Below are 23,158 nucleotides of genomic sequence, written 5' to 3'. Positions count from 1 at the left end.
TTTTATTAAAAAACCTCAAAGAGGTTATTTGTTTTTCTTCAAACCCTGTGAAATAGCACGTTTTAATTCAAAATCACTACGATATAAGTAATCATCAATTGCTTCTGCTAAACCGTTTTGTTCTACTGTGGATGTAAAATATTTAGCAAAAGTTCTTGAATATGAATCGGTGTTTTCCATTGCATATGTATATCCTGCTGTTTTGAACATAGAAATATCATTTTGACTATCACCAATAGCCATTACATCATCAACGGATGCATTTAAAAGATTATCACAAACCCACTTAATACCACTACCTTTTGATACACCTGCTTTTGTTATTTCAATATGTGATTTAAGGTTGACAATATTTAAATTGATACCTCTTTGCTCTGCAAGTTCACAAAATTTATCAACAAGTTCTAATGGTCCATAAGACTCAATTTTATGTAAATCAGATGGTATTTCACCTGTTTCGATTCAGTCGGTATATTCACAAAAATCACTAATGAATTTACGGAAACGATCATCAGCACCTTTTAAATAATATTTATGTGTACCAAAATAATATAAACCTAATCCTAGTTCATCTGCAAGTTCTCAAACTTTTTTCGCTTCTTCTTGTGGAAGGTATTCAATATGCAAAATTTCTTTTGTTTGATTATCAAAAATTAAAGCACCATTTGAACAAATGATGTACCGAGAGTGTACTTTATCAGTTAAATTTTGAATTTTCGGATATGGTCCATTACCGGTATTAATGATAAAAGGGATTCCTTTTTCAACAACTTCATGAATTTTTGAAACATTTTCTTTTGTTAATTCTTTACATGGAAAGGGATATATAGTCCCATCAACGTCACTAAATATAGCTCATTTTTTCATACATAAATTATAAAATAATTTATTAATTACATACACTTTTTATTATAAAATATAATAATATGAATTTAATTTTAGAAAAACTTAAACAAAAATATGATATAGATAAGCGATCATTGCGCATTTATTCGATTGTTGATTCACTGTTGTCATCGATTATTTCACTACTTAGTATTGCATCTATTTCAGTTGCTATTTATGCATTAGTGGTGCTGGTCCATAAAGGAAACGAAGATAAAAAAGTTTTTGAATCAACATCTTATATTTTGTTAATGGTGCTAGTTGTATTTATAATTTTCTCATTTATTTTGACATTAACCTTGATTATTTATAAATATTTTGATCGTTCTGCTAAGTATAAAAAAATTGTTAATACTTTAAAATACCTTGATTTAAAGTATCATAGCAACCAAATTTCAAAGGCTGATTTAGAAGTGATTATTGATAAACTTTGAGAAAAAGCAACTAAGAAAAAGAAAGTTGGTATAGGTAAAATTCTTAAAGCAGAGTTTCAAAGAGGGATAAAATAATGCAATCAAAACGCGATTTAACACCAAGAAAAATGTATGGGAAAATTATCAAAAATGCCAAAATCAAAATGTATGTCTATGGAGTTTTCTATTACATTTTAAACCTTATTACCATTATCACAGCTTTTTATATTAGTATCATCGCGATATTGTTTTTAGCAGGTAATAATCCACACTTTTTAAACAATGTCAATCCATATAAAAACGAGTTCATTAATAATTCATCGAACTATATTTTATTAACTACAATTATTAACTCGGTTTTATCATTAATATCAGGTATTTTGTCTTTATTTGTCGTTAATAGTAAGTTTATCTTTTATAAAAAGAAAGTTAAGCAACTTGAAATGGAATATGTATTTTATAAATCAAAATTGTATTTATATACACATAATAATGACACCAATAAATTTATTTTATACAAAAGAGCATTACATATTTTAGAAACTGAAAGATATAAATCAACAGCATTATTAGACATTCAAGATTATCAAAAAGGAAGAAAAAATGAGCAAGATCAAACAAGTTTATAATTCAATAGCAGTTATCCCAAAAATGCATATTATGAAAAATTATGTGCAAAAAAAGTATGTTCTTTGAAGAACAATATTCATACTTTTAAGTATTTTATCAATAGCAGTATCTGCATCAGTTGTGGTATTAAACCTATATTCAATTCGTTGAAATAGTTATCCAAATGAAACAATGGCTACGTTTGTTGCTATTTCATTTATTTCTTCGATATCAACATTCTTAATTTCAATTCAATCTTTTTTAAACTTATCAAATCGTAAAAATAAATTAAGAGACAATTTAGCTAGATCAAATGAAATAACATTGGAATTAAAAGCAAAAACAGACTTATCACAAGAAGATATTGATAACATTTCGGAATTATTTAGCTAATGCAACTAAGATTTTATTTTAAGGATTTAAGTTCAATAACAGAAAATAAACTTAGCAAAATCCAAATACAATGCGAGGATTTTGCTAAGTTTAATTATATAAATAAAGTAATATGTTTGTTTAATGCAAATAATGAAATTTTAACTAAAATACATAGTATACAGTTGAATAAGGAAAATATATATGATTTAAAAGTTATGAAAATTAAATTTAATTTGAATGATATTGATACCTTTGTTTTTGATTTAGATGGGACATTATTGACATCCGATTTTAAACTTTTAGATGCACAATTGAATGCATTAAAATACTTAGAAAGCAAAAATAAAAATATTATCATAGCAACCGGAAGACCCAAGTTTACCATTCAATCATTTATCCATCATATACCAACTCAGTTTCCACTAATTTTAGCAAATGGTTCGATGATATATGATTTAAAAAATGATAAACTGGTTAAATCATTTGATATCTTAAAAGAAGATGCATTTGATTTATATGATAAATTAATTGAATTAAATTTTGATTTTTTGTTCTATACTAAAGATAAAATGGTTGCATACAATACTCACTTAAGTGATTTTTATATAAAGAAAAATTATCCTAGCAGAGTTAAAAAAGGTAGATATATAGAAGCAAAAGTGGATTTAAAACAATATAATTGACAATATTTTAAATTCTTAGTTGTAAGAAGACAAAACGATGAAGAGATGTTTATTGAACTAAAAGAATACCTTAAAAATAAAGCAAATATTACTGGTGTAGTATCACAAAAACAATTTTTTGATATCACATCCAAATTTGCAACCAAAGGTAATGCACTAAAATGGTTGCTGGATAAATATAATTTAGATGCAAATAAAACAATGGTGTTCGGCGATGCTGAAAATGATATATCAATGTTTGAAGTTGTAAGATATTCAGCAACTACAGCTAATTCATTTGAAATAGTCAAAAATAAGGTTCATATGCATCTACAGAGCAATGATGTTGCTTGGTTAGCTGAATTTATAAAGAAAGACACCTAAGGTTAAAAGGTGTCTTTAAATTATTAAAAATTAAAAATTTGTTTAAGGATTTAAAACAAATTTAAGAATGATTTCATTTAAGAAACCAACTTGCTTAAAAAAGGTATGAAAATTTGAATTTAAATATTAAAAAAATGGCGGAACAGAGAGGATTTGAACCTCCGCGGGAGTTGCCTCCCCTACAGTCTTAGCAGGACCGCCTCTTCAGCCTCTTGAGTACTGTTCCATTTGAGACCTAAGTTATTATAACATAATAGGACTTTTACAAAGAAAAAATAAAAAATTTTTTTGTCAAAAAATGTTATTGTTTAAGTCTTTTGAATATCTTTTGTAAAGATGCAAAAGTCTTTTGATTTGAAATTGAATCAGTTAGATTAAGTTTATTGTTTTTGAAAAATTCTGAATCAATAATTAATCTCCCAGATTCTGCTTTAAAATTTGTGCTTCAGTTACGGTAATCCTGTTTGTGTTTGTTATCAAAAGAAAATTCGTCAAGTGCATATATTGAAAAATCTTCTATTTTAATTTTATCATAATATGATATTTCTGGTTTAACATCCAAGGTTTTATATTTAATTTTTATGATAAGATAAAAGAAGTTTTTACCTTGCTTTATAAATTTATAATAATCTAATAACAGTTTACTTATAGATGCAACAGCATTATTTTTACTTGTGTTATTTTCAATTTTTATATTAACTAAAAACATAACATCTGAAAAATCTAAGATAAAATCATAACTTTGTGCAGTTGTCTTAGATTTGCGATAAATATTTACAACAAAATCACAAAATACATTCTTTAGTTTTTGATATACAAATTCTTCTATGATAAATCCTATTGCTGTTGAAGATCGAAGTGTACTATTTTTGGATTCTAATAAATTTAAATCTTCTGCATTAACTTGTATTTGATATTTATATACTTTAAAAATATTATGTAACTGACTTAGCAAAAGAGATTTATATTTATTTAGTAAATTTCACTTATTCATAAAACACCTTTTTTATAATTTTAGCAATTTCTTCAGATAATTTCGGAGGGACAGCATTCCCAATTTGTTTTAAGATATTACTTTTTGAAGAAGTAAAAATAAAATCATCTGGAAAACTTTGTAATCTAGCAAGTTCTCTAGGAGTCATAACTCGGTGTAGTTTTGGATGCAAAAGAACTCCACCATGATTTTCTTTTACTGTAGTTGCCGGTCTATCATAAAATTGTCTTTTAAATGCATCGGAATAATTTTTCATCGGGGATTTACCAGGTAGTGTATTTTTAATTTTTTCAAGCATTTTAGGTGAATGCTTTGAAAAAATATGATTTCATTTTACATCTTCAGAAACATTTTCTAAATCAGATATAGCATCATATACGGTTTTAATAGGCAGAAAAGTGTTTTCAAGCATTTTAATTACTTTATCAATTTTTTCCTTTTGATGTTGTTTAGCACCGATAAAAATCACTCTCTGGCGCTTTTGTGGAACACCAAAATTTGATGCATCGAGTAAGATATATTTTGCATAGTAACCAATGCTATGTAATTTGTCAATAATTTTATTTATGACTAAATTTCCATCATGTTCTTTAAAAGAAAGAATTCCTTTTACATTTTCTAAGACAAAAAGACTTGGTTGAATGTCTTCAATTACCTTTATGGTATATTTATAGAGCTGATTGCGATCGTCATCTTTATCTCTTTTACCAGCCATTGAATATCCTTGACAAGGAAAACCACCGATGATAACATCGATGTTATGCGCATAGTTATCCTTAAGATATTTTAAGACTTTTGGATCAGTAATGTCATTAACAAAGGCATCTTGGTTAAAATTAAGATTATATGTATCTAGTGCAGGTTTTCAAAATTCTACGGTGTCTGTAATCACAAAACCATTTTTTTACAAATCCATATGTTAATCCACCACAACCAGCAAATAAATCAAGTAATTTCTTATCCATAATTTAATTATATCTTAATGCTACTTATAAATACATAATTATTGAAAATATTAAAAAAACAAGGATATTACCCTTGCTATTATTTATTTATGTTGCTGCAAAGCAGCAGCTTGTGCTTGTAAACTTTGGATGCCGGCATAAATTTGAAAAAGAACCGAAACAATGTTTTGTGGGGCTACATGTTTTGAACCCGGTGTAAGCAATGCTTTTGTATAAAAGTGCATTACCTTAGTGAGAGTGCTATAATCTCCACCTGTTGGGATTAGATTCATAATATCTTTTACAAAAGTATTTAACTTATCTAAGGTTTCTTTGTTGTTTAAATTATTAGTATTTTTAGAAGCATCAGAAGCTATAAATCCTGGTGCAATCACAGCTAAAAAGTTTGTAAGAGCTTTTTGCAAATCATCTTTGGTATATTTTTTAGTATCTTGTGCAACATCTGCTAAGGTTATTTGTGGAAGAACATGTTGATTAAAGATATCGTTATCATTTTGTTTTGGTTTTGGTTTTTGTTGAACTTGTTGTGTGCAAGCAACAGCAAAAGCAACAGAAGAAATTGTTATGCTACCAAAACCAAGATATCATCATAATTTTTTAACTTTCATATATTCCTTTCGGATTATTTAGCAGTTCCTTGTCAACCTAAATATCCTTTTTCGATTGCTTCTAACAACACGTCCTTCATTTTTTTACTGCTAATATATTTATCATTTTGATTACCGTGATTGTTATAGAAAATGTAGTTGATTAGCAAGTTCTTGTCATAATTGGTAGCAGAGTTATTGTTGGTACCTCAAAATGAAGTAGATTTAGTCCCAATAATATAAGTATCATCAAAAATACTTGGATTTGCTTTTGATGAAGCTCCAATAGCAACTTTTTTATCATTAGTTAGTGTATCTCAACTAGATTTAGAATCCTTTGTTGTAGCAGCATTAAACGCTCTTCTTAAACCATCATTTCAGTAGCCTTGAACATCATAATTACTACTATTTCAGAAGGTTGTTCCAGTTACACCAGCACCATCATGAATTCATCATAATATCAGCGCAGAAAGTCTAAATAAGAATTTATATTCAGGATTATTCTTTTTGTTATTATCAGTTGTATAGTTAAATGAATTATCTGCTAACTTTTTAATCATCTCTTTAAATGCTGGTTCAGTTAACACTGCAACTAAATCTGAAACACCGGATGCATTTTGTAGAATTTGAGATATTCCACCTGTTTTAAAACCATATGATTCATCTGAATTATCATTTTTAGATGTATCTTCGTTACTTGGTTGGTTGCTTTGGTTAGGTGTTGACGCGTCTTGTCCATTTTGTGGCTTTGCAGGTTGTGCCGGTTTAACCTTAGTAAAGTTATCAATAAACTTATAAATTCCTGTTTTATTTTCACGACTAGATGATTCAAATAATCTGTTTACTAAGGTTATATAGTTAGCATCACCGATTGAATCAACAAGCGCTTTAAGTAAGTCTTTTTGTGCAACAATTTTGGTTAATGATATCTTCTTTTTATCATCAGTTAATATCATATATAAAGCACCATCCATGATTGCACGTTTTACTTTATTAGGATTATGATCCTTGCTAAAGTCAATTGCTTTGATGTTATCATAAATGTGTGTAATCATTTGTGATAATTCATCTCGTTGGACAAGTTGTTTCATTAAGTTGGTTAAAACAGTAGTAAATAAAGTTAAATCACTTTCATCGTTTAGAGCAAAACCTGCTTTTTTAAGTGATGTGATTAATAATTGTGCAAGTCCTTTTGGAAGTCTTGGGTCAGGATTTTTAAGTACACTCTTTAATCATTCAGTGAATTTAGTTTTAAATTGTTCTGATTGACTTGATTTAAATAAGGTGTTTAATGCACTTCATCAATCGCTGTTATTATTATATTCAGTTGCACGATCGATAAAGTCACTAAGAATTAAATTGATTAAATCACGGATATTAGAATCTTTAAGTGCAAGAGCAAATGCATCATTGATAAATTCTGGTCCAGTCAGTTCACTTTGATTTATAAAGAAAGAAGAAAGGTTGATTGATTTAATAAATGTTTTGGTTTTTTCTTCATTATTTAATAAGTTACTTACAATCGCATGTAACAACTCTTTAGCACCATCTTTGTGCTCACTTATAACTTTATCGTTAAGAACTTTCTTGAATAAATCAAAGTGCAAGAAATTAACATTAGTTTTGATGTTGTTGGTAAAATTGGTTACAAAGGTTGTTAAATCACTACTATTTTTAACTGAATCAACTGCTGCTGATAATATTTTATCAAATACACCTGTGCGATCAAATAATCCATCAAAATCATTAGCAACTGCATCAATAAATGTTGTTATATGATCATTTTTTTGGATATTTAAGTATGTTATTACATTATTGATAATTGCTTTGATTACAACTTTTAGATCATTTGAAGATAAAGCGGTTTTCAATACAGATTTAATTGCATCTTTGAAACTAGTTTCATTATTTGATTCATTTAGATATTTTTTAATAACATCTAAAACAGATTTAGCATCTTTAAAGGTGTCATTGTGATCAATGAAGTATTTGACGATATTAACAATGACTGTCTTTAGTCCATCGACTCTTAAAGCAGAATTAATAATTGTAGTGAATTGTTCTTTGTTGATAAGGTTATTGTTGACAAAGGTTTCTAGGTAACTTCCGAATGTGTTTCATAAGATTCCACCAAAATCAACTTGATTAATAAGAAGTTCAAATCCATTTTCAAGGAGTTTACTAAAGATGTCCTTGTTATCACCTTGTTTAAGTTGTGGTAGAGCAAGCATATTATTGAGCAATTGAATGAATTTTGCTTCATAACTTGGATCAGAAGCAAATACCTTAACTTGCTCTAATCATTTGTTAAATAATACACTTAATTCAATTTGTGTACCGTTGGTTGATAACAGTTTTAAAAGTCCATCGATAAAACTTTGAGAAAGTTTTAAAGTTTTGTCAGTTACACCGAAGGCATCAATTAATAATTCAGCAGCTTTTTCTTGTTTTGATGCATCGATGTTTTTGAATATCGATGCATAAGATGTTTTATTAATTTGTTTTACTAAAACTTTTGCCAAAAGTTGTTTGAAATTGTTAGATGTATATAATTTTGCAAAAATATTTGTTAATATAGATTTAATTGCATCTTGGAAAGGTTGTGAAGTAAAGATTTTTTGCACCAAATCTGATCGACTTGTAAAAGTTTTAAAGGTATCAAGTCTTGATAATAAATCATCAATAGCAGCAAAAATTTGAGTTTTTAAACTTGAATCATTAATTATTTCTTTTGTACCTTCTTTAAGTAGGTGTAAATCAGCTCCTAAATTACTTAAACTTTGTTTTTGTTCATCGGTTAATGCTTTATCAAGAATTTGATCAACTCATGCTTGATTTTTAATAAAATCGTTATATAACTTCTCTAAAATAGAATTTTTAACTACATCTCTTAGTGCATCTGTGAATGTGTTGAAGTTAGTAAATTTGCTTGTGTTGTCTAAAATATATTGTATAGTGCTGTCTAAAACTGATACAAATTCATCATGGGTTAATAAAGCATTTATACGATCTTTTAGTTGTTCCTTGGTTAAATTAAATAATGTATCAGGTAAGAAAGTTTCTAAAACATATGATAAATCTTGTGTTTTGAAAGTATTAAAGAACGAAATAAGTAGTTTTCTAAATTGATCTTTATGTTCAGAAATAAATGGTGTTTCAATAACTTTTTTTCAAAATTCATAGTCTTTGAAGTTAATAACTTTTGAAATTTCACTAAAAATATTTCAAGCAATTTGATCAACGTTTTCTGATTCAGAAAGTCCTTTGATTGCTGCACTAGCAACTTGTGGAAAGTTTTGCATCTGATTTAGTAAATCTACTAAACTTGGATAAAGTGATTGAAGTAAATCAAGATACTCATCTGAGATGTTGTAGTTATATCTACGAGCAAATTCGCGAAGAAGTTTTGCAACTGTATTTGGTAGATGTTTTGCTTGTGCCTGTGGAATCAAAAGTGGTGCAAGGTATTTATTTAGGATGTTTTTAAAGTCTGTGCTCTTTAATAATATGTTGGTAATGTCTCTAGGTCCATTTGATTTATCAAAAAGGTTAGGATTTAAAATTATTAATTTAATTGTATCTTCTAAGAAATTTATACCTTGCTGAGTTTGTAAATATGATGTTAATAATGGAGTTACTTCGTTGGAATCTAGATAAGGTTTTGCTGCATCCTTTGATAATAAATCTTTTAAAGCAGGAACAATATTTTTAGTAAAGATACCACGTTTATTTAGTTCATTAAAAATAACTTTAATAATTGCGGCTGCAGCATCAGCATTCTGTGAGATTCAAGGAGCAGAGATTAATTCTTGAATTTTTTCACTTGGTAAGCTGGTAAATTTATCTTTGATTACATCAAAGACTTTTGATGGAATTTTTGCAAATTCATCAAAAGGATTGTTTGATGTTTTAATTTCTAAAAGACTTTCTCCGATTACATCAATTATGCTTTGGGTAAATTTATTATCATTGATTCATTTTAGGATGTGTGTAATTAAATCGTTAATAAATTGACTAATTTTTGGATCTTTGCTATTTAATCCAAAAGTTTGTATTGATGTTGAAAACGCATCAATTAAAACATTAGCAAAATCTGGATCATTAATAATGTTATTTAAAACAGCATTAATTGAATCTTTGTTGCTATCATAAGGAACACGTTTTACAATTTCTGTAACTATATCAGTGAAATTATTAGCATTATCTCAAATATCCACATTATCGATTATTGCATCTACACTTGCATCTAAAAGAGTATGTATTTGTGGTTGCTTAAAGATCAATTGAACTAATTTTGCTACAGCATCAGATGAAATGTATTTAGAAACCTCTTTCTGCTTGTTAATAGTTTTGACAATTTCTTGCGAAATTCTTGCTAAATTATTTTCATCTAATGCATTTTTAACTACTTGTTTAGCAAAGTCCTTGTGATTTTTGAATAAATCTGATTGAGCTACTCTTTTGATTATGCTAAATAATATTGTTGGGTTTCCAGTTGTAGTAAATTTATCATAAACCTCTTTGATTGCATTGGTAAATAAATCAGGAAGTTTGATGTCACCTACAGTTTTAAGATGATTTAATACTGATAAAGTTACTTCATCAAAGACTTTAAATTCACTGTTTACATCGGTAATTAAGGCTAAAAAGTCGGATACAACAGATTCAACTTGTTCAGAAGTGATATTCTTATCAATTTGTCCTTTCTTAAGGAAATTGTAAATAATTTCAGTAGTAATTTTCTTAAGTTTCGGATTTGAAAGAACTTCAATAAGGAGATTATTTACATTAGCTGTAATTTGTTGATTTTGATTTTCATCACTAAATAAAGCACGAATGATATCAGGTAGGGTTTTAACTTCAGTGAATTTACTTGGATTTAAGATAAATGAATCGATTAATAAATCTATTAAGTTTTTAAGGTATTGTGATGAAATAAATGCTTGCGAAAGTTGATTTAAATCATCTTTTGTGAAGTTAAAATCACTTAGATTTTCTTGTAATTTAGAATTTAAAAATCCTGAAATCTTGTCTTTGAAAACACTTAAAGAGTTTTTTAAGATTGTTTTTAAAGCAACAGCGAGCTGATCTTTGTGTTCTGTTACTAGTTCACTTTGTGAAAGCGAAGCAATTAATAAAGCAAGGTTTTCAATATTGAAGACTGCATCCTTAAATACCGGAGCAACTTTATCTAAAGTTAATTGTCCCTTTGCACGCAGTTCTGAAAGAGCAGATTCGGTGTTATAGATTATGTTTTTAATTGTTTTAGCATTAATAATAGTATCAATAATTGAATCTTTACCATTTTTTCCACTGCTAAGTTTTTGATTCAATAAGTTAATTAAAAGTCCGTTTGGATCAAGTTGTTTATAAGTAGAATTAGTAGCTAAGAAGTTAAACGCATCTTTAGCACCTTCAAGTAAGTCGTTAGTTAACTCACCGATTCTGGTGCTAAAGTTAGAAACTTTTCTTTCGGAAGCTACTTCTTGTTCTTGTTTAGTGCGAGTTTTTAAGTAAGCATCAGTGTTAAAACCAAGAACTTTAGCATTCGATTCCTTTACTTGAATTTCATATTTAGCAGTATCAGCATCTAAGTTTAAGTATTGTTGTGAAAAATCATAGTTTTTATAATCATTAACATTTAATGATGGATTAGTTATCTTAAGATAAATATCCATTGCGATTTTTTTGTAACCAAAGATATTAGGGTGAATATCAAAGAATAAGGTAGTAAACTTAGTTACATTATGATTTCAATAATCAGCATTAACTGCTTGAATGAAGTTTATATTAGCACGTTTTGCAGCCTCTTTAAGTCCGTTATTAAGGTGGTTAATAAGAAAATCAAATGGTGAAATATCAAAATTACCACCTAATAATTTATTAACATAATCCCTTAAAATATTGGCCATTCCAAACATCGGGGTTGGATAACTAATAATATTGATGTTTGCTTTTGGGGCAAATGTTCTAAGGTTTGAAACAAAAGTTAATAATCTTTTTTGTGTTTCTCTTAATGCATCATTAAGTAATTTGGTAAAAAATGCTACCACATCAGCAGCAATTGCTTGTTTTGCTAAGTATTTTTTAACAATTTTTACAACATCATCTTTGGATGCTTGTTGGAAAAGTAAAAACAACATATCATTAGCAGAAAGTGAGAATGTAACTAAGTTAGCATCCTTTAATTTTGCTTTAACTTTTTGTGCATATGTTTTTCAATCCTTACCAAAAATGGTAATCTCATTCTTATTTTCATATGGTATTCCACTTTGATAAGGGATATTAAATAAACGAAGTCAATCTAGTAATCTTGAACCAGAAATAGCGAAGTTTTCAAAGTCATCTACACGATTATTCTGGTTTAAAAGTCTCGCTAAATAAGCAGGATATGAAACACCAGAGATGCTTCCATCTGCTTCTTTTTTACCAGGATATGATCTTAACAATGTTCCATCAAATCCTTCTGTAATTGAATCACCAATTGCAACATATCGAATTTTTTCATTCGCTGGAATAAAAAAATCAGATTTATCACGCTGCGATTTAACTATTAACTGAGCTGAATGGGGGGGGAGATGCTCGCTTGAATTGCTTGGTGAAGCTGTGCAAGAAGCAGTTATAGCAGTTGCTGTAAGCAGCGCCATTCCACCTGTAAATAAAAATCTCTTTTTCATAAATGTTCCTTACTATCATTTTTTAATGATTAAGTGCTGTGTCAAGCACATTTAAAAGACTAATTATATTTAATCTTTTTAAATGTGCCTTTATTGGACAAATTTTACCTTTTGCAGTATATATAATATAAATATGTTCCACATTCTTGTTTCATAAAAATAAAAAATATAATTTTTCTTCAATTTTTAAGAAAACATTTTCATAATAATATTATACTATAAAATAAGATAATATTTTAAGAAAAAATCAATAGTGATAAAATTATTATAGTAATTTGTCATATAAGGAGGATTTATGACACCACACATTAGAGCAGCTAAAGAGGATATTGCTAAGACAGTTATTATGCCTGGTGACCCTTTAAGAGCTAGATTTATCGCAGAAAAATACTTAGATCCAGGTTATAAATTAGTTAACTGAATCAGAAATATGTTTATGTATACTGGAACTTATAGAGGAAAACCTGTAACAATTGCAGGAAGCGGAATGGGTTGTCCATCAATTGGTATTTATTCTTATGAATTATTTAAATTCTATGATGTAGATCGCATTATCAGAATTGGGTCTGCAGGAGCATATAAAGAGGATTTGGGTTTATATGAAGTTGTTTTAGCAACTGAAGCATATGCAGACAATAATTCGTTTAGAAAACTTGTTTTAAACGAAGATGATCACATTGCAAAACCAAGTTTTCAATTAAATTCCGAAATAGAAAAGATTGCTTCTGATTTAGGAACTAAAATTAATAAAGGAAGAGTACATTCATCTGATGTATTTTATACATCTGTACCACTTAAAAAAAGAATTGATGTATCGGGTGCCCTTTGTGTAGAAATGGAATCATATGCATTATTTACTAATGCACAAGCAACAGGTAAACAAGCGGCATGTTTGTTAACAATTAGTGATAATTTAATTACTCACGAAGAAACAAGTGCAAATGAACGTCAAAATTCATTTACAAAAATGATGGAAATTGCTTTAAAATTAGCGAGATAAAATGCGTGTAGTTGATATTATTGATAAAAAAAGACGCAATTTAGAACTTAATGAAGAAGAAATTAAGTTTTTAATTAACTCTTATGTAGATGGAAGTACACCAGATTATCAAATGAGTGCATTTTTAATGACAGTTATTTTTAATTCTATGACCACTAAGGAAACTGCATTAATGACTAAATATATGATGCATTCAGGTGAAGTTATGGATTTATCTATGATACCTGGAATCAAGGTAGATAAACATTCTACAGGTGGAGTTGGAGATAAAACTACATTAGCAGTTGCGCCTATAGTTGCAGCTTGCGGAGCGCCAGTAGCGAAAATGAGCGGAAGAGGACTAGGACATACAGGTGGAACTGTTGATAAACTTGAATCCATCCCTGGTTTTCACGTCGAATTAACTTATGAGCAATTTATTGAGCAAGTTACAAAACATAAAATCGCCATAATCGGACAAAGTGCTAAATTAGTTCCTGCTGATAAAAAATTATATGCATTAAGGGATGTAACTGCAACTGTTCAATCGATTCCATTAATTGCATCATCAATTATGTCTAAAAAACTTGCAACAGGAGCTGATGCAATTTTATTAGATGTAAAATGCGGGAATGGTGCATTTATGAAAGATTTAGAAAGTGCTAAGGAACTTTCTAAACGGATGATTGATATTGGTAAAGAGTTAAATGTAGATGTAAGAGTTGAAATAACTAATATGAATCGGCCAATCGGAAGAGAAATAGGGAATAAAAACGAAGTTTTAGAAGCAATAAAAACTTTGCAAGGACAAGGACCAGATGACTTTAATGAACTTGTTTTTTCTTCTTGTGCCACCATTTTACAACAAGCAAAAATAGCTACTAACGAAACTGAAGCATTGCAAAAAATACAAAAAGTGATTTCAGATGGAAGTGCATTAAGAAAGTTTTATGACTTTGTGCAAGCACAAAATGGTGATGTGAATAAGTTGCAAAGTGATGAGTTTTGAAAACCTAAATACCAATTACATGTGTTTAATCAAATCGATGGATATATGGAAATTTTTGATAGTTTAACATTCGGTATCGTAGCTATGAAACTTGGTGCCGGAAGAAAAACCAAAGAAGATAGCATAGATTTTGATGCCGGAATCACAATTCATAAAAAAACAAATGAATTGGTTCGTCCAGGATATAAACTTTTCACCCTATCTTCATCAAAACCTATTGATCCAACCCTTGTAAATGAATTAATGCAAGGATATCGGATTAATAAAACACCCGTAGAAAATAAAATAATTTTAGATAAAATGAGGTAAAAATGAATTATAACAAGATGATTGATCATACTTATTTGAAAGCAGAAGCAACCGAAAAAGATATTAATAAACTTATTGATGAAGCCAAAAAATACGGATTTAAAACCGTATGTGTGAATTCATCATGAGTTAAGTATGCTTCTGAAAAATTGCAAAAAAGCGATGTAGGTATTACCAGTGTTATAGGTTTTCCACTAGGAGTAATGATAACACAAGCAAAGGCACAAGAAGCAAAACTTGCAATTGATCATGGTGCTGATGAAATTGATATGGTAATCAATGTAGGTCGCTTTAAACAAAAAGATTATGAATATGTTTTAAATGATATTAAGAAAGTTAAAGAGGCATGTGGAAATAAAATTTTAAAAGTTATTATCGAAACTGCTTTGTTAACAGAAGAAGAAATTAAAAAAGCTACAGAAATAGTGCTAAAATCTGGAGCAGAATTTATTAAGACTTCCACTGGATTTAGTTTTCGTGGAGCGAATTTAAAAGATATTGAATTAATGAAATCTGTAGCAGGAGATAAATTACAAATCAAAGCAGCAGGTGGAATTTCTTCATTAGATGACCTGATCAAAATGCATCAAGCAGGGGCATCGCGATTTGGAACATCAAGATCAGTTGCAATAGTAGAAGGAAACCAATCAAAATCAGGATATTAAAACAAAAAAAGTTTATCAAAATAAGAACATCATAAAAATGTTCTTATTTTGATTTTATTCTTCTTTGTATAACTTTTTAAGGTATTCGTAAAAATCTTTGTTTTGTTCTAGGTTCATCAAAGGAGAAACGGTTATAGTATCGGATTTATTAAGATACTTTACTTCCATTTTTAAGTTTTCAATCCCTACATAATCAGGCACATTTATTACAAATCCTAAGTCATCTGAGTCAACTATATTGAAATGTAAATTTGTTTTATTATTATTTTTATAATCAGTAACAAGAGTACGATCTTGTGAAGCATGATCATATCAACTTTCATACATTAACAAGTTTTTATTTTTAAAGAACTCACTTATATCTTGGTTGTCCAAAAATGTCTCTTGAAACTTTTCTCGGTTCATTTTTTCTAATTTTTCTTCTGTTAATGTATTTACATCAAAACTAAGATTCGTAACAAAATGATCTATATGATAATATTTTCTGATATGTTCTAATGTAAATTTATTTAAAAACTTTTCTTTTAATTCATTTTCGGAAGTAATAATTTCATATCTATTATTTAATAAGTATTTAAATTTACCGTTATTTTCTTTATTATCTCTTCATAAATCTGAAAAGTATTCATCATAAATTGATTTAATACCATTTTCGTTGTTATATTTATTAATTAGGGAACGAAATTTTTCTATATCTTCTAAATTATATTTCTTTTCTACTTTAACATCTGATGTTTTAGCAGTAGAGCAAGCTGACATAAAGAATATCAAACTAGAAGAAAAAGGAAAAAAGATTTTTTTGAGCTTTTTCATCTTAGTTGTCCTGAACCGTATATGTTAATGCTAAACTATCATCGATTGAATTATCAAACAATGCATCAGAATATTTTTTAACTTTCAAGCGATATGTACCTGCATCTGCTGTTGTATATTCTAATATTTCATCGTTTGATTTAACTGATGTTATACTTTTTACTACTGATCAATTTCTGTTGCTATCTTTTTTCTCAAGATATAAATCGTAGTCTGAAAATAATTTATCTTCTTGCCTAGTATTGATTGTTTTTAGATTAAGTCTTTGGTTATTTATATGAGTATTGTATCATTCTGTTTTTTCTTTACTTAATCTTGAACCTTCGATGGAATTAGCTATTACTCCACCAAGAATCCCTAGAAATCATCATCAATTTACATTCGCATTATATGTTGGTAAGTTCTCTGGCGATTTTAGTAAACCAGAATTGAATAATCAAGAACTAGCACCTTTGATTTTTTTACCTGATTGCACATAAAATTCTCTTGTTGATAGAACAAAATCTTTATCCGATTTTGAGACCTGCTTTGTAACTAAGTTATTTGCAGCAACTAACATATTTTCAAAATCTATTATTCCCGAACCGTAGACAGTCGAATACCCGTTTGACTTATACTCTAAATTATTAACATTTGGTTTTCTTGAAGAAGCACCTATAATGGCTTTTATAGCTTGTAATCGGTTTTTATCATTATCTAAAAATGTTTTTTCTCTTAGCAGAGTGGACACTAAACCAGTGACAACTGGTGCAGCAAAACTTGTACCAACAACACCAAATTTTTCTCAATTACCGTTTTCGCTTTTATGTCATCTTCTATATAAATATCCTGGTGCTACAACATTAGGTTTTGAAAGAGTTGTATACTTATCAGGTAATAAAAAATTTGAATATTTAGCAATTGTTTCAGTCGGTTTATCTGTTTGTGGGTTATAATCTAATGCACCTACAACAATGTCATTAAAAGAGAGTTTATCACCATTAATTCATTCGTTTCGTTTTTCTTTATTACCATTACCATTACCAGAAGAAAAAATATTTACAACTCCATATTTTCTTGATATGTAATCCAAAAATAAATTATTTTCATTGTATGTTCTTCTATATTCATCTTTATCTGGACCATAGCTATGATTTATAATTCTCACTCCATTTTCTTTAACCATTCATTCTATAGCTGTTTGTCATTGAGAATCATTAATAAATGTAGAAAAGAAAAGTTTTGAATATCTATCATAACCACGATCACCTACAGCAACATTTGAAACTTCATTCGCATGATGTCTATAATTTGAATTTGATACATTATAAAATTTAATCCCAAACTTTTGAAAATTTTGTAATTTTCCTTCATCTATCATACCATTTCATTCTAAAACACCTATATTTCCTACATTATTATAATATCTGTTATCCTCTCTTTCTTTTTGTTTTTTAAAATTAACTATTTCTAAATCTTTTGTATTATCTACTGTTATATCTCGATCGAAATAGACATCTCAATCTGTTTTGTTATTATAAGATAACTGCTTATTTTGTATTTCATTAGGGAAAATTATGCCTTTATAAATTTCTTTTTCATCTATAATGCTATTAATGAAATTTTTTCTTTGACTTTCATCATCGAAATAAAATCAAACGATTGGCATCATCGAACTTATTTTATATTTTTTGAAATTTAACTTTTTCTTTTTGATTGCATCTATAAAATCAATGTTTTTATCTTTTATCCAATTTTCTTCATAAACAGAATTAGGTTTTTCATCAAAGTTTAATAAAAGTTTTAATTCAAAATTATTATTTACAGCAACATTCCTCACTGAATTGAACAGTTCACCATTTTTATTTATACGAACTTCAACTTTTTTACTTTGATATTCAAGATATCAAGGTTTTTTATTTATTTTTGTTGTATTTGTTATACCAATTGCAGCAAAAGTTGCTATAGAACCAAAAAATAAGGTTCCGAAAGAAATAATTTTTTTAATCTTTTTTTTCAATTTAATATCTCCTTATCCAATATTTTGTAAGAAATTAATTAAGTATATAATTTCTTACATTTTTATTTTATAAGAAAACAGGAAAACGATTTAGAAAAAGATATAAAAAGTTATTTAAACTCTTTATATCTGCAAATTTTATGGAAAAGAAATATGCATTTATACTTATATAAATACTTTAACCCAACACCTTTTTAATAATTTATTTTGCTTTGTTATTCATTGCAAGTTCTTTTTTATAATTAATTCTTTTTATCTTTTCTAAATCATTTTTAGCATAAATAGCATTTAAATAAGTAAATAAATAGTTAGATTATGCTTTACTAAACTCGCTAGCATCTGCAGCATCGTAACTCGACAAGAATCTATTTAACATTTCTAGTAAATTTGAAATATTGTTATTTGTGTATAGAATTTTTATTATAAAAGTTATTGATAAATAACATATAAGTCGTGATTAGAGCGTACAACTCTCCTGAGCTGGTCACGTAAAAAAAATTGGTCATATTGCGATATATATTTCCAACTACTAAGTACACGGTTTATCAGCTGGATTTTTTAAATCCAAAATCTCAACAAAAATGTGTATAATTTAATATATTTAATTATTTAACTATAAACAAGATAAAAAAGGAGAAAAATGGATAAGGAAACATATTTATTTGCCATTGACTTAGATGGTACAACATTGCAATCCAGTGCTACCGGGGAAGTGCACGAACAAACAAAAAATGCAATAAATCGTGCTGTTTCAGAAGGTCATATTGTATGTATTTTAACAGGTAGACCATGAAGAAGTACTAAAAGTATTTATGAGGCATTAAAATTGGATACTGTTGTTTCTAATTATAATGGAGCACACATTCACAGACCTTATGATGAAAGTTTTATCCCTTATATAAAATATTTAAACTTAAATGAAGCTCTTTATATTTTAGGTGATGAAAAAGTCCAGCAGGAAGTTTCTAATATTGCAATTGAAGGACCAGATTGAGTGCAATTACAACATCGTGATGAAGACTTAGAAAAAGTTTTTGGATTTTCTACAACAGCAAAATTAAAAATAGGTTTAGACTTTCATAAAATACCTTTAATGCCAACAGGAATAATTTTTGATGTGAAAAAAACAACAGATGTTGAATCATTAAGGCAATACTTAAAATCAAGATATGGCGATTTAGCAGAGTTTTCATATTGGTCAAAAGGGGAAGGATTAAGTCCTGTGTTTGATATGACTAATATTACTGCTAACAAAGGGAAAGCATTGAGTATGTTGATTCGTTACTATGATGTAAAAATTGAGAATACAGTTGCAATAGGAGATGGTTTTAATGATGTTCCTATGTTTAAGGTTGCTAATGTTTCTGTAGCTATGGGAAATTCAACTAGAGAAGTAAAAAGATATGCGACCGTAAAGATTGCAAAAACAAACAAAGATGGTGGAGTAGGTTGATATATAAATAAATTTTTAGATAATCCAGAACTTGAAAAAGCTAAATCTAATGAAAAACGCAGAAAGAGAAGTCAAGAGGAAGATTAGTGAGATTACTTGATGTTTTTAATCAATTATATAAAAATAAGGAGATAATAGGTATAGATGAAACAGGAGTAGGTGATTTTTTCACCCCTGTCATAGGTGTTTGTACATTTTTACCTAAGAATTTACATTTATGAGCAACTGAATTAGGTATAAAGGATTCAAAATTATTAACTGATAATAGAATCAAGATATTAGCAAAGGAATTGATAAAAAAGATTCCATATACTAAGTACATTCTTACTCAAAGTGGTTATAATAAGTTAGTATCAAAAAAATATAATGCAAATGAAATCAAATATTTTGTTCATATGCATTGTTTAGAACATTTTTTTGATAAATATAATAATATAAATGTAAAAGATCTTGCAGTATTAGTTGATCAATATTCAACTTTTAACTCAATTTTAAAGTATCAAAAAAAATTTAATGAAATAAATTTATTTAATGATCTTGATAAAAAAGATATTGATATTATTTATCAACCAAAAGCCGAATCTATAAATTTATCTGTTGCGTGCGCATCCATAATAGCTCGTTATTATTTAATAGAGTATATGAATAAACAAAGAAGTGAATGAAATTATGAATTTGCTTATGGGGCAAGTTCAAAAGTAAAACAACAAGTGAAAGAGTTTGCATTAAAACATGGTGAAGAGTCGTTAGAAAAAGTATGTAAAACCAGTTTTAAATTATAAAGCGGCATTTTGCCGTTTTTTATCAACAATTATAAAGATTTTGATAAAATAAATAAAAAGGAGAAATTAATGGAAAAATATAGTGAACAAGAACAAATTCGAAGAAAAAAACTACAAATATATGAACAATTAGGAGTTGAAGCATTTGCTAAAGCTGATAACCTAAAAGAACTTTCTTATTCAGATGATATTGAAAAAGCATACTCAAATGTAACAAAAGAACATCTTGAAGAAAAACCGCATTTTCTTGCTATCGCAGGACGTATTATGACTATGCGTGGACCTTTTATTTTATTGAAAGACTATCACGGAAAGATGCAGGTATATTTTAATAAAAAACAAGATGAACAATTAGCAAAATTAGTTGATACCTTAGATTTAGGTGATATTATCTATGTTGAAGGTAGTGTGATGAAGACAAACACAGGTGCTGTGACTGTTAAAGCAACACAAATAAAATTACTTACAAAAGCATTAAAACCATTACCTGATAAATATCACGGACTAAGTGATGTAGAAGAAAGATATCGTAAAAGATATGTGGATTTAATTGTTAATGATGAAGTAAAAGATGTATTTTGAACCAGAACAAAAATTATTTCTCAAATTCGTAAATACTTTGATGCTCTAGAATATATGGAGGTTGAAACACCATTTTTAAATGATTATTTATCCGGTGCTGCTGCTCGTCCATTCACTACACATCATAATGCACTTGATCAAGAATTCGTTCTTAGAATCGCGACAGAAATTCCTCTTAAAAAGTTGGTAGTAGGAGGAATTGACCGTGTTTATGAAATTGGACGTATATTCAGAAATGAAGGAATTGATACTACACATAACCCTGAATTTACTTCAATAGAGTTTTATGAAGCATACTCTAATTTAGAAGGAATGATGAATCGCACTGAAACATTATTGAAAACAATTGCAAGAAATCTCGGTAAAGAAAAAGTCATAAATAAAGGTGTAGAAATTGATTTATCAAAACCTTTTAAACGTCTAGATATGGTAGATGCGGTTTCTGAAGCAACTAATGTAGATTTTAGAAATATTTCACTTGAACAAGCAATAGAAGTAGCAAAAAACAATGGAGTAAAGATACAAAAATTCTTTAAATTAGGTCATATCATAAATGAACTATTTGAAGAATTAATCGAAAAAACCTTGATACAACCAACCTTTGTTTATGGACATCCAATTGAAATTTCTCCTTTAACAGCTAAATCAAAAGATCCAAGATTTACCGAACGTGCTGAATTATTTATAAATACCAAAGAATATGCAAATATGTATACTGAGTTGAGTGATCCAATTGATCAATTGCAAAGATTCCAAGAACAGTTACAAGAAAAAGAAAACGGAAATGACGAAGCAAGTGATATAGATTGAGATTTTGTTGATTCGTTAGAATATGGAATGCCACCTACTGGTGGATGTGGGATTGGAATTGATCGACTTACTATGTTATTTACTGAAAAAGATTCGATTCGCGATGTGCTTTTATTCCCTACATTAAAGAGAAAAAATCATAAATAAAAAAATTATATAGGTATAAAAATTTCATATTTTATTTTTATACCTATATAATAGACATAAAAAAACATAGTTATAAAACTATGTTTTTTGATATTTACGGTATAATATACTAGCAATAACCAAGATTATGGCGGTTGTGGTGAAGTGGTTAACACAGCGGGTTGTGGTCCCGTCATCCGCGGGTTCGAATCCCGTCAACCGCCCCATTGGTTATTTTTTATATCCTTTTTTTAACTTGTTAGTTTTAAGGAATTAAAAATTTAAAATCTCTGTATAATGTTTCTTTTGATAGATTAGTTATAAATTGAAAGTTGTAGTATATAATTTGATATCTTATTCTTTCTTTATCTCTATAATATGATTTTTACATAATATCCGTGGGTTAAAAGGAGAATAATGAAAAGAAAACCAGATATACTATTACACAAATTTTTTGAAAACTGAATCTTAGTATATAAAAAAGATTCAATAAGGGATGTTAGTTATAAAAAATATGAACTAACCTTAAGATGACTTATTAAACTAGCACCCAATCTTAAACTAAGTAATTTAGATCGCTATGTATATCAAAAATTATTAAACGAATATGCATTAACCCATGAAAGACAAACTACTATGGATTTTCATCATCATCTTAAGGGTTGCATATTGGATGCACTAGATGATGGTTATTTACAAAGCGATCCGACTCGAAAGGTAGTTATTAAAGGAAAAAATCCTAGAGAAAAAAGACAAAAATATCTTAATCAATTTCAACTGCAATTGCTTCTTAAAACACTAAAATTAGATTCACAATTAAACATAGATTGATTAATTTTGTTGATAGCTAAAACAGGATTAAGGTTTTCAGAAGCATTGGCTATTACACCAAAAGATTTTGATTTTGTTAGACAAAACTTGAATGTATCAAAGACTTGAAATTATAAAGAAAATGGTGGATTTCTTCCTACAAAAAATAAATCTTCAATTCGCAAGGTACAACTTGATTGAATGACAACATCACAGTTTGCAATGATAATAAAGGACTTAGATCCGGAAAAACCTATCTTTGTTTTCAAA

19 protein-coding genes and 2 tRNA genes are annotated in these 23,158 nt (G+C 28.1%); 12 read left to right on the top strand and 9 right to left on the bottom strand.

The window, feature by feature from the left end; genetic code table 4:
* Positions 1-24 precede the first annotated feature (24 nt).
* Positions 25-867, bottom strand: coding sequence for a Cof-type HAD-IIB family hydrolase (locus ACXYRQ_RS03965; protein WP_458614881.1), 843 nt, complete (start codon positions 865-867; stop codon positions 25-27).
* A 59-nt stretch (positions 868-926) separates the two neighbouring features.
* Between ACXYRQ_RS03965 and ACXYRQ_RS03960 the strand changes: the two genes are divergently transcribed.
* From ACXYRQ_RS03960 to ACXYRQ_RS03945, 4 genes are read left to right on the top strand one after another with little or no spacing between them, the layout of a single operon-like run.
* Positions 927-1,394 (top strand): hypothetical protein, encoded by a 468-nt coding sequence (locus ACXYRQ_RS03960; RefSeq protein ID WP_435129835.1) that lies wholly within the window; start codon positions 927-929, stop codon positions 1,392-1,394.
* Complete coding sequence (locus ACXYRQ_RS03955; protein ID WP_458597959.1) at positions 1,394-1,927, top strand: DUF4231 domain-containing protein; 534 nt, start codon at positions 1,394-1,396, stop codon at positions 1,925-1,927. The genes ACXYRQ_RS03960 and ACXYRQ_RS03955 overlap by 1 nt, the downstream gene beginning before the upstream one ends.
* Entirely contained in the window at positions 1,902-2,300 is a 399-nt protein-coding gene (locus ACXYRQ_RS03950) for a hypothetical protein (RefSeq protein ID WP_458614880.1), read from the top strand. Before ACXYRQ_RS03955 ends, ACXYRQ_RS03950 begins: the two co-directional genes overlap by 26 nt.
* Positions 2,300-3,328 carry an HAD family hydrolase gene (locus tag ACXYRQ_RS03945; RefSeq protein WP_458614879.1) on the top strand — a complete coding sequence of 343 codons (1,029 nt, stop codon included), beginning with the start codon at positions 2,300-2,302 and terminating at the stop codon, positions 3,326-3,328. Before ACXYRQ_RS03950 ends, ACXYRQ_RS03945 begins: the two co-directional genes overlap by 1 nt.
* Positions 3,329-3,463: 135 nt before the next feature.
* Here ACXYRQ_RS03945 and ACXYRQ_RS03940 read toward each other — a convergent pair.
* From ACXYRQ_RS03940 to ACXYRQ_RS03915, 6 genes are all read right to left on the bottom strand, one after another.
* A tRNA-Ser gene (locus tag ACXYRQ_RS03940) sits at positions 3,464-3,554 on the bottom strand.
* 75 nt (positions 3,555-3,629) lie between these two features.
* Positions 3,630-4,322: a UpaP162 family type II restriction enzyme gene (locus ACXYRQ_RS03935; RefSeq protein WP_458614878.1), complete on the bottom strand. Its 693-nt coding sequence runs from the start codon at positions 4,320-4,322 to the stop codon at positions 3,630-3,632.
* Complete coding sequence (locus ACXYRQ_RS03930) at positions 4,315-5,214, bottom strand: DNA cytosine methyltransferase (RefSeq protein ID WP_458614877.1); 900 nt, start codon at positions 5,212-5,214, stop codon at positions 4,315-4,317. Before ACXYRQ_RS03930 ends, ACXYRQ_RS03935 begins: the two co-directional genes overlap by 8 nt.
* A complete protein-coding gene (locus ACXYRQ_RS03925; protein WP_458614876.1) occupies positions 5,165-5,287 on the bottom strand; it encodes a hypothetical protein in 123 nt (40 codons plus the stop codon). The genes ACXYRQ_RS03930 and ACXYRQ_RS03925 overlap by 50 nt, the downstream gene beginning before the upstream one ends.
* An 83-nt stretch (positions 5,288-5,370) precedes the next feature.
* Positions 5,371-5,895 (bottom strand): hypothetical protein, encoded by a 525-nt coding sequence (locus ACXYRQ_RS03920; protein WP_458614875.1) that lies wholly within the window; start codon positions 5,893-5,895, stop codon positions 5,371-5,373.
* 14 nt (positions 5,896-5,909) lie between these two features.
* Positions 5,910-12,551 (bottom strand): SGNH/GDSL hydrolase family protein, encoded by a 6,642-nt coding sequence (locus ACXYRQ_RS03915; protein ID WP_458614874.1) that lies wholly within the window; start codon positions 12,549-12,551, stop codon positions 5,910-5,912.
* Between the two features lie 295 nt (positions 12,552-12,846).
* On the opposite strand from ACXYRQ_RS03915, the gene deoD reads away from it, so the two are divergent.
* From deoD to deoC, 3 genes are read left to right on the top strand one after another with little or no spacing between them, the layout of a single operon-like run.
* Positions 12,847-13,551 (top strand): purine-nucleoside phosphorylase, encoded by a 705-nt coding sequence (gene deoD / locus ACXYRQ_RS03910; protein ID WP_458607626.1) that lies wholly within the window; start codon positions 12,847-12,849, stop codon positions 13,549-13,551.
* Position 13,552: 1 nt separating this feature from the next.
* A complete protein-coding gene (locus ACXYRQ_RS03905; RefSeq protein WP_458614873.1) occupies positions 13,553-14,848 on the top strand; it encodes a thymidine phosphorylase in 1,296 nt (431 codons plus the stop codon).
* A 2-nt stretch (positions 14,849-14,850) separates the two neighbouring features.
* Positions 14,851-15,513 carry a deoxyribose-phosphate aldolase gene (deoC, locus tag ACXYRQ_RS03900; RefSeq protein WP_458614872.1) on the top strand — a complete coding sequence of 221 codons (663 nt, stop codon included), beginning with the start codon at positions 14,851-14,853 and terminating at the stop codon, positions 15,511-15,513.
* 54 nt (positions 15,514-15,567) lie between these two features.
* Here deoC and ACXYRQ_RS03895 read toward each other — a convergent pair whose 3' ends face one another.
* Together ACXYRQ_RS03895 and ACXYRQ_RS03890 are read right to left on the bottom strand one after the other, a co-directional pair.
* The gene (locus ACXYRQ_RS03895) at positions 15,568-16,326 is read right to left on the bottom strand and encodes a hypothetical protein (protein ID WP_458614871.1); all 759 of its coding nucleotides are present in this window, start codon (positions 16,324-16,326) and stop codon (positions 15,568-15,570) included.
* Position 16,327: 1 nt separating this feature from the next.
* Positions 16,328-18,325 carry a S8 family serine peptidase gene (locus ACXYRQ_RS03890; RefSeq protein WP_458614870.1) on the bottom strand — a complete coding sequence of 666 codons (1,998 nt, stop codon included), beginning with the start codon at positions 18,323-18,325 and terminating at the stop codon, positions 16,328-16,330.
* 640 nt (positions 18,326-18,965) lie between these two features.
* Between ACXYRQ_RS03890 and ACXYRQ_RS03885 the strand changes: the two genes are divergently transcribed.
* The 5 genes from ACXYRQ_RS03885 to ACXYRQ_RS03865 all read left to right on the top strand — a co-directional run.
* Positions 18,966-19,865, top strand: coding sequence for a Cof-type HAD-IIB family hydrolase (locus ACXYRQ_RS03885; protein WP_435128813.1), 900 nt, complete (start codon positions 18,966-18,968; stop codon positions 19,863-19,865).
* On the top strand, positions 19,865-20,560 hold the full coding sequence (locus ACXYRQ_RS03880) for a ribonuclease HIII (RefSeq protein WP_458614869.1): 696 nt from the start codon (positions 19,865-19,867) through the stop codon (positions 20,558-20,560). The genes ACXYRQ_RS03885 and ACXYRQ_RS03880 overlap by 1 nt, the downstream gene beginning before the upstream one ends.
* A 69-nt stretch (positions 20,561-20,629) precedes the next feature.
* Positions 20,630-22,099, top strand: a complete 1,470-nt coding sequence (lysS, locus tag ACXYRQ_RS03875; protein ID WP_458614027.1) for a lysine--tRNA ligase — start codon at positions 20,630-20,632, stop codon at positions 22,097-22,099.
* A gap of 130 nt (positions 22,100-22,229) precedes the next feature.
* A tRNA-His gene (locus tag ACXYRQ_RS03870) sits at positions 22,230-22,305 on the top strand.
* Positions 22,306-22,495: 190 nt separating this feature from the next.
* Positions 22,496-23,158, top strand: a 663-nt coding sequence (locus ACXYRQ_RS03865; RefSeq protein ID WP_458614868.1) for a site-specific integrase, incomplete at its 3' end; no start/stop codon positions are given.

The organism is Mycoplasma sp. 394 (genome assembly GCF_054353895.1).
This window is presented reverse-complemented; position numbering and strand designations above follow the sequence as displayed.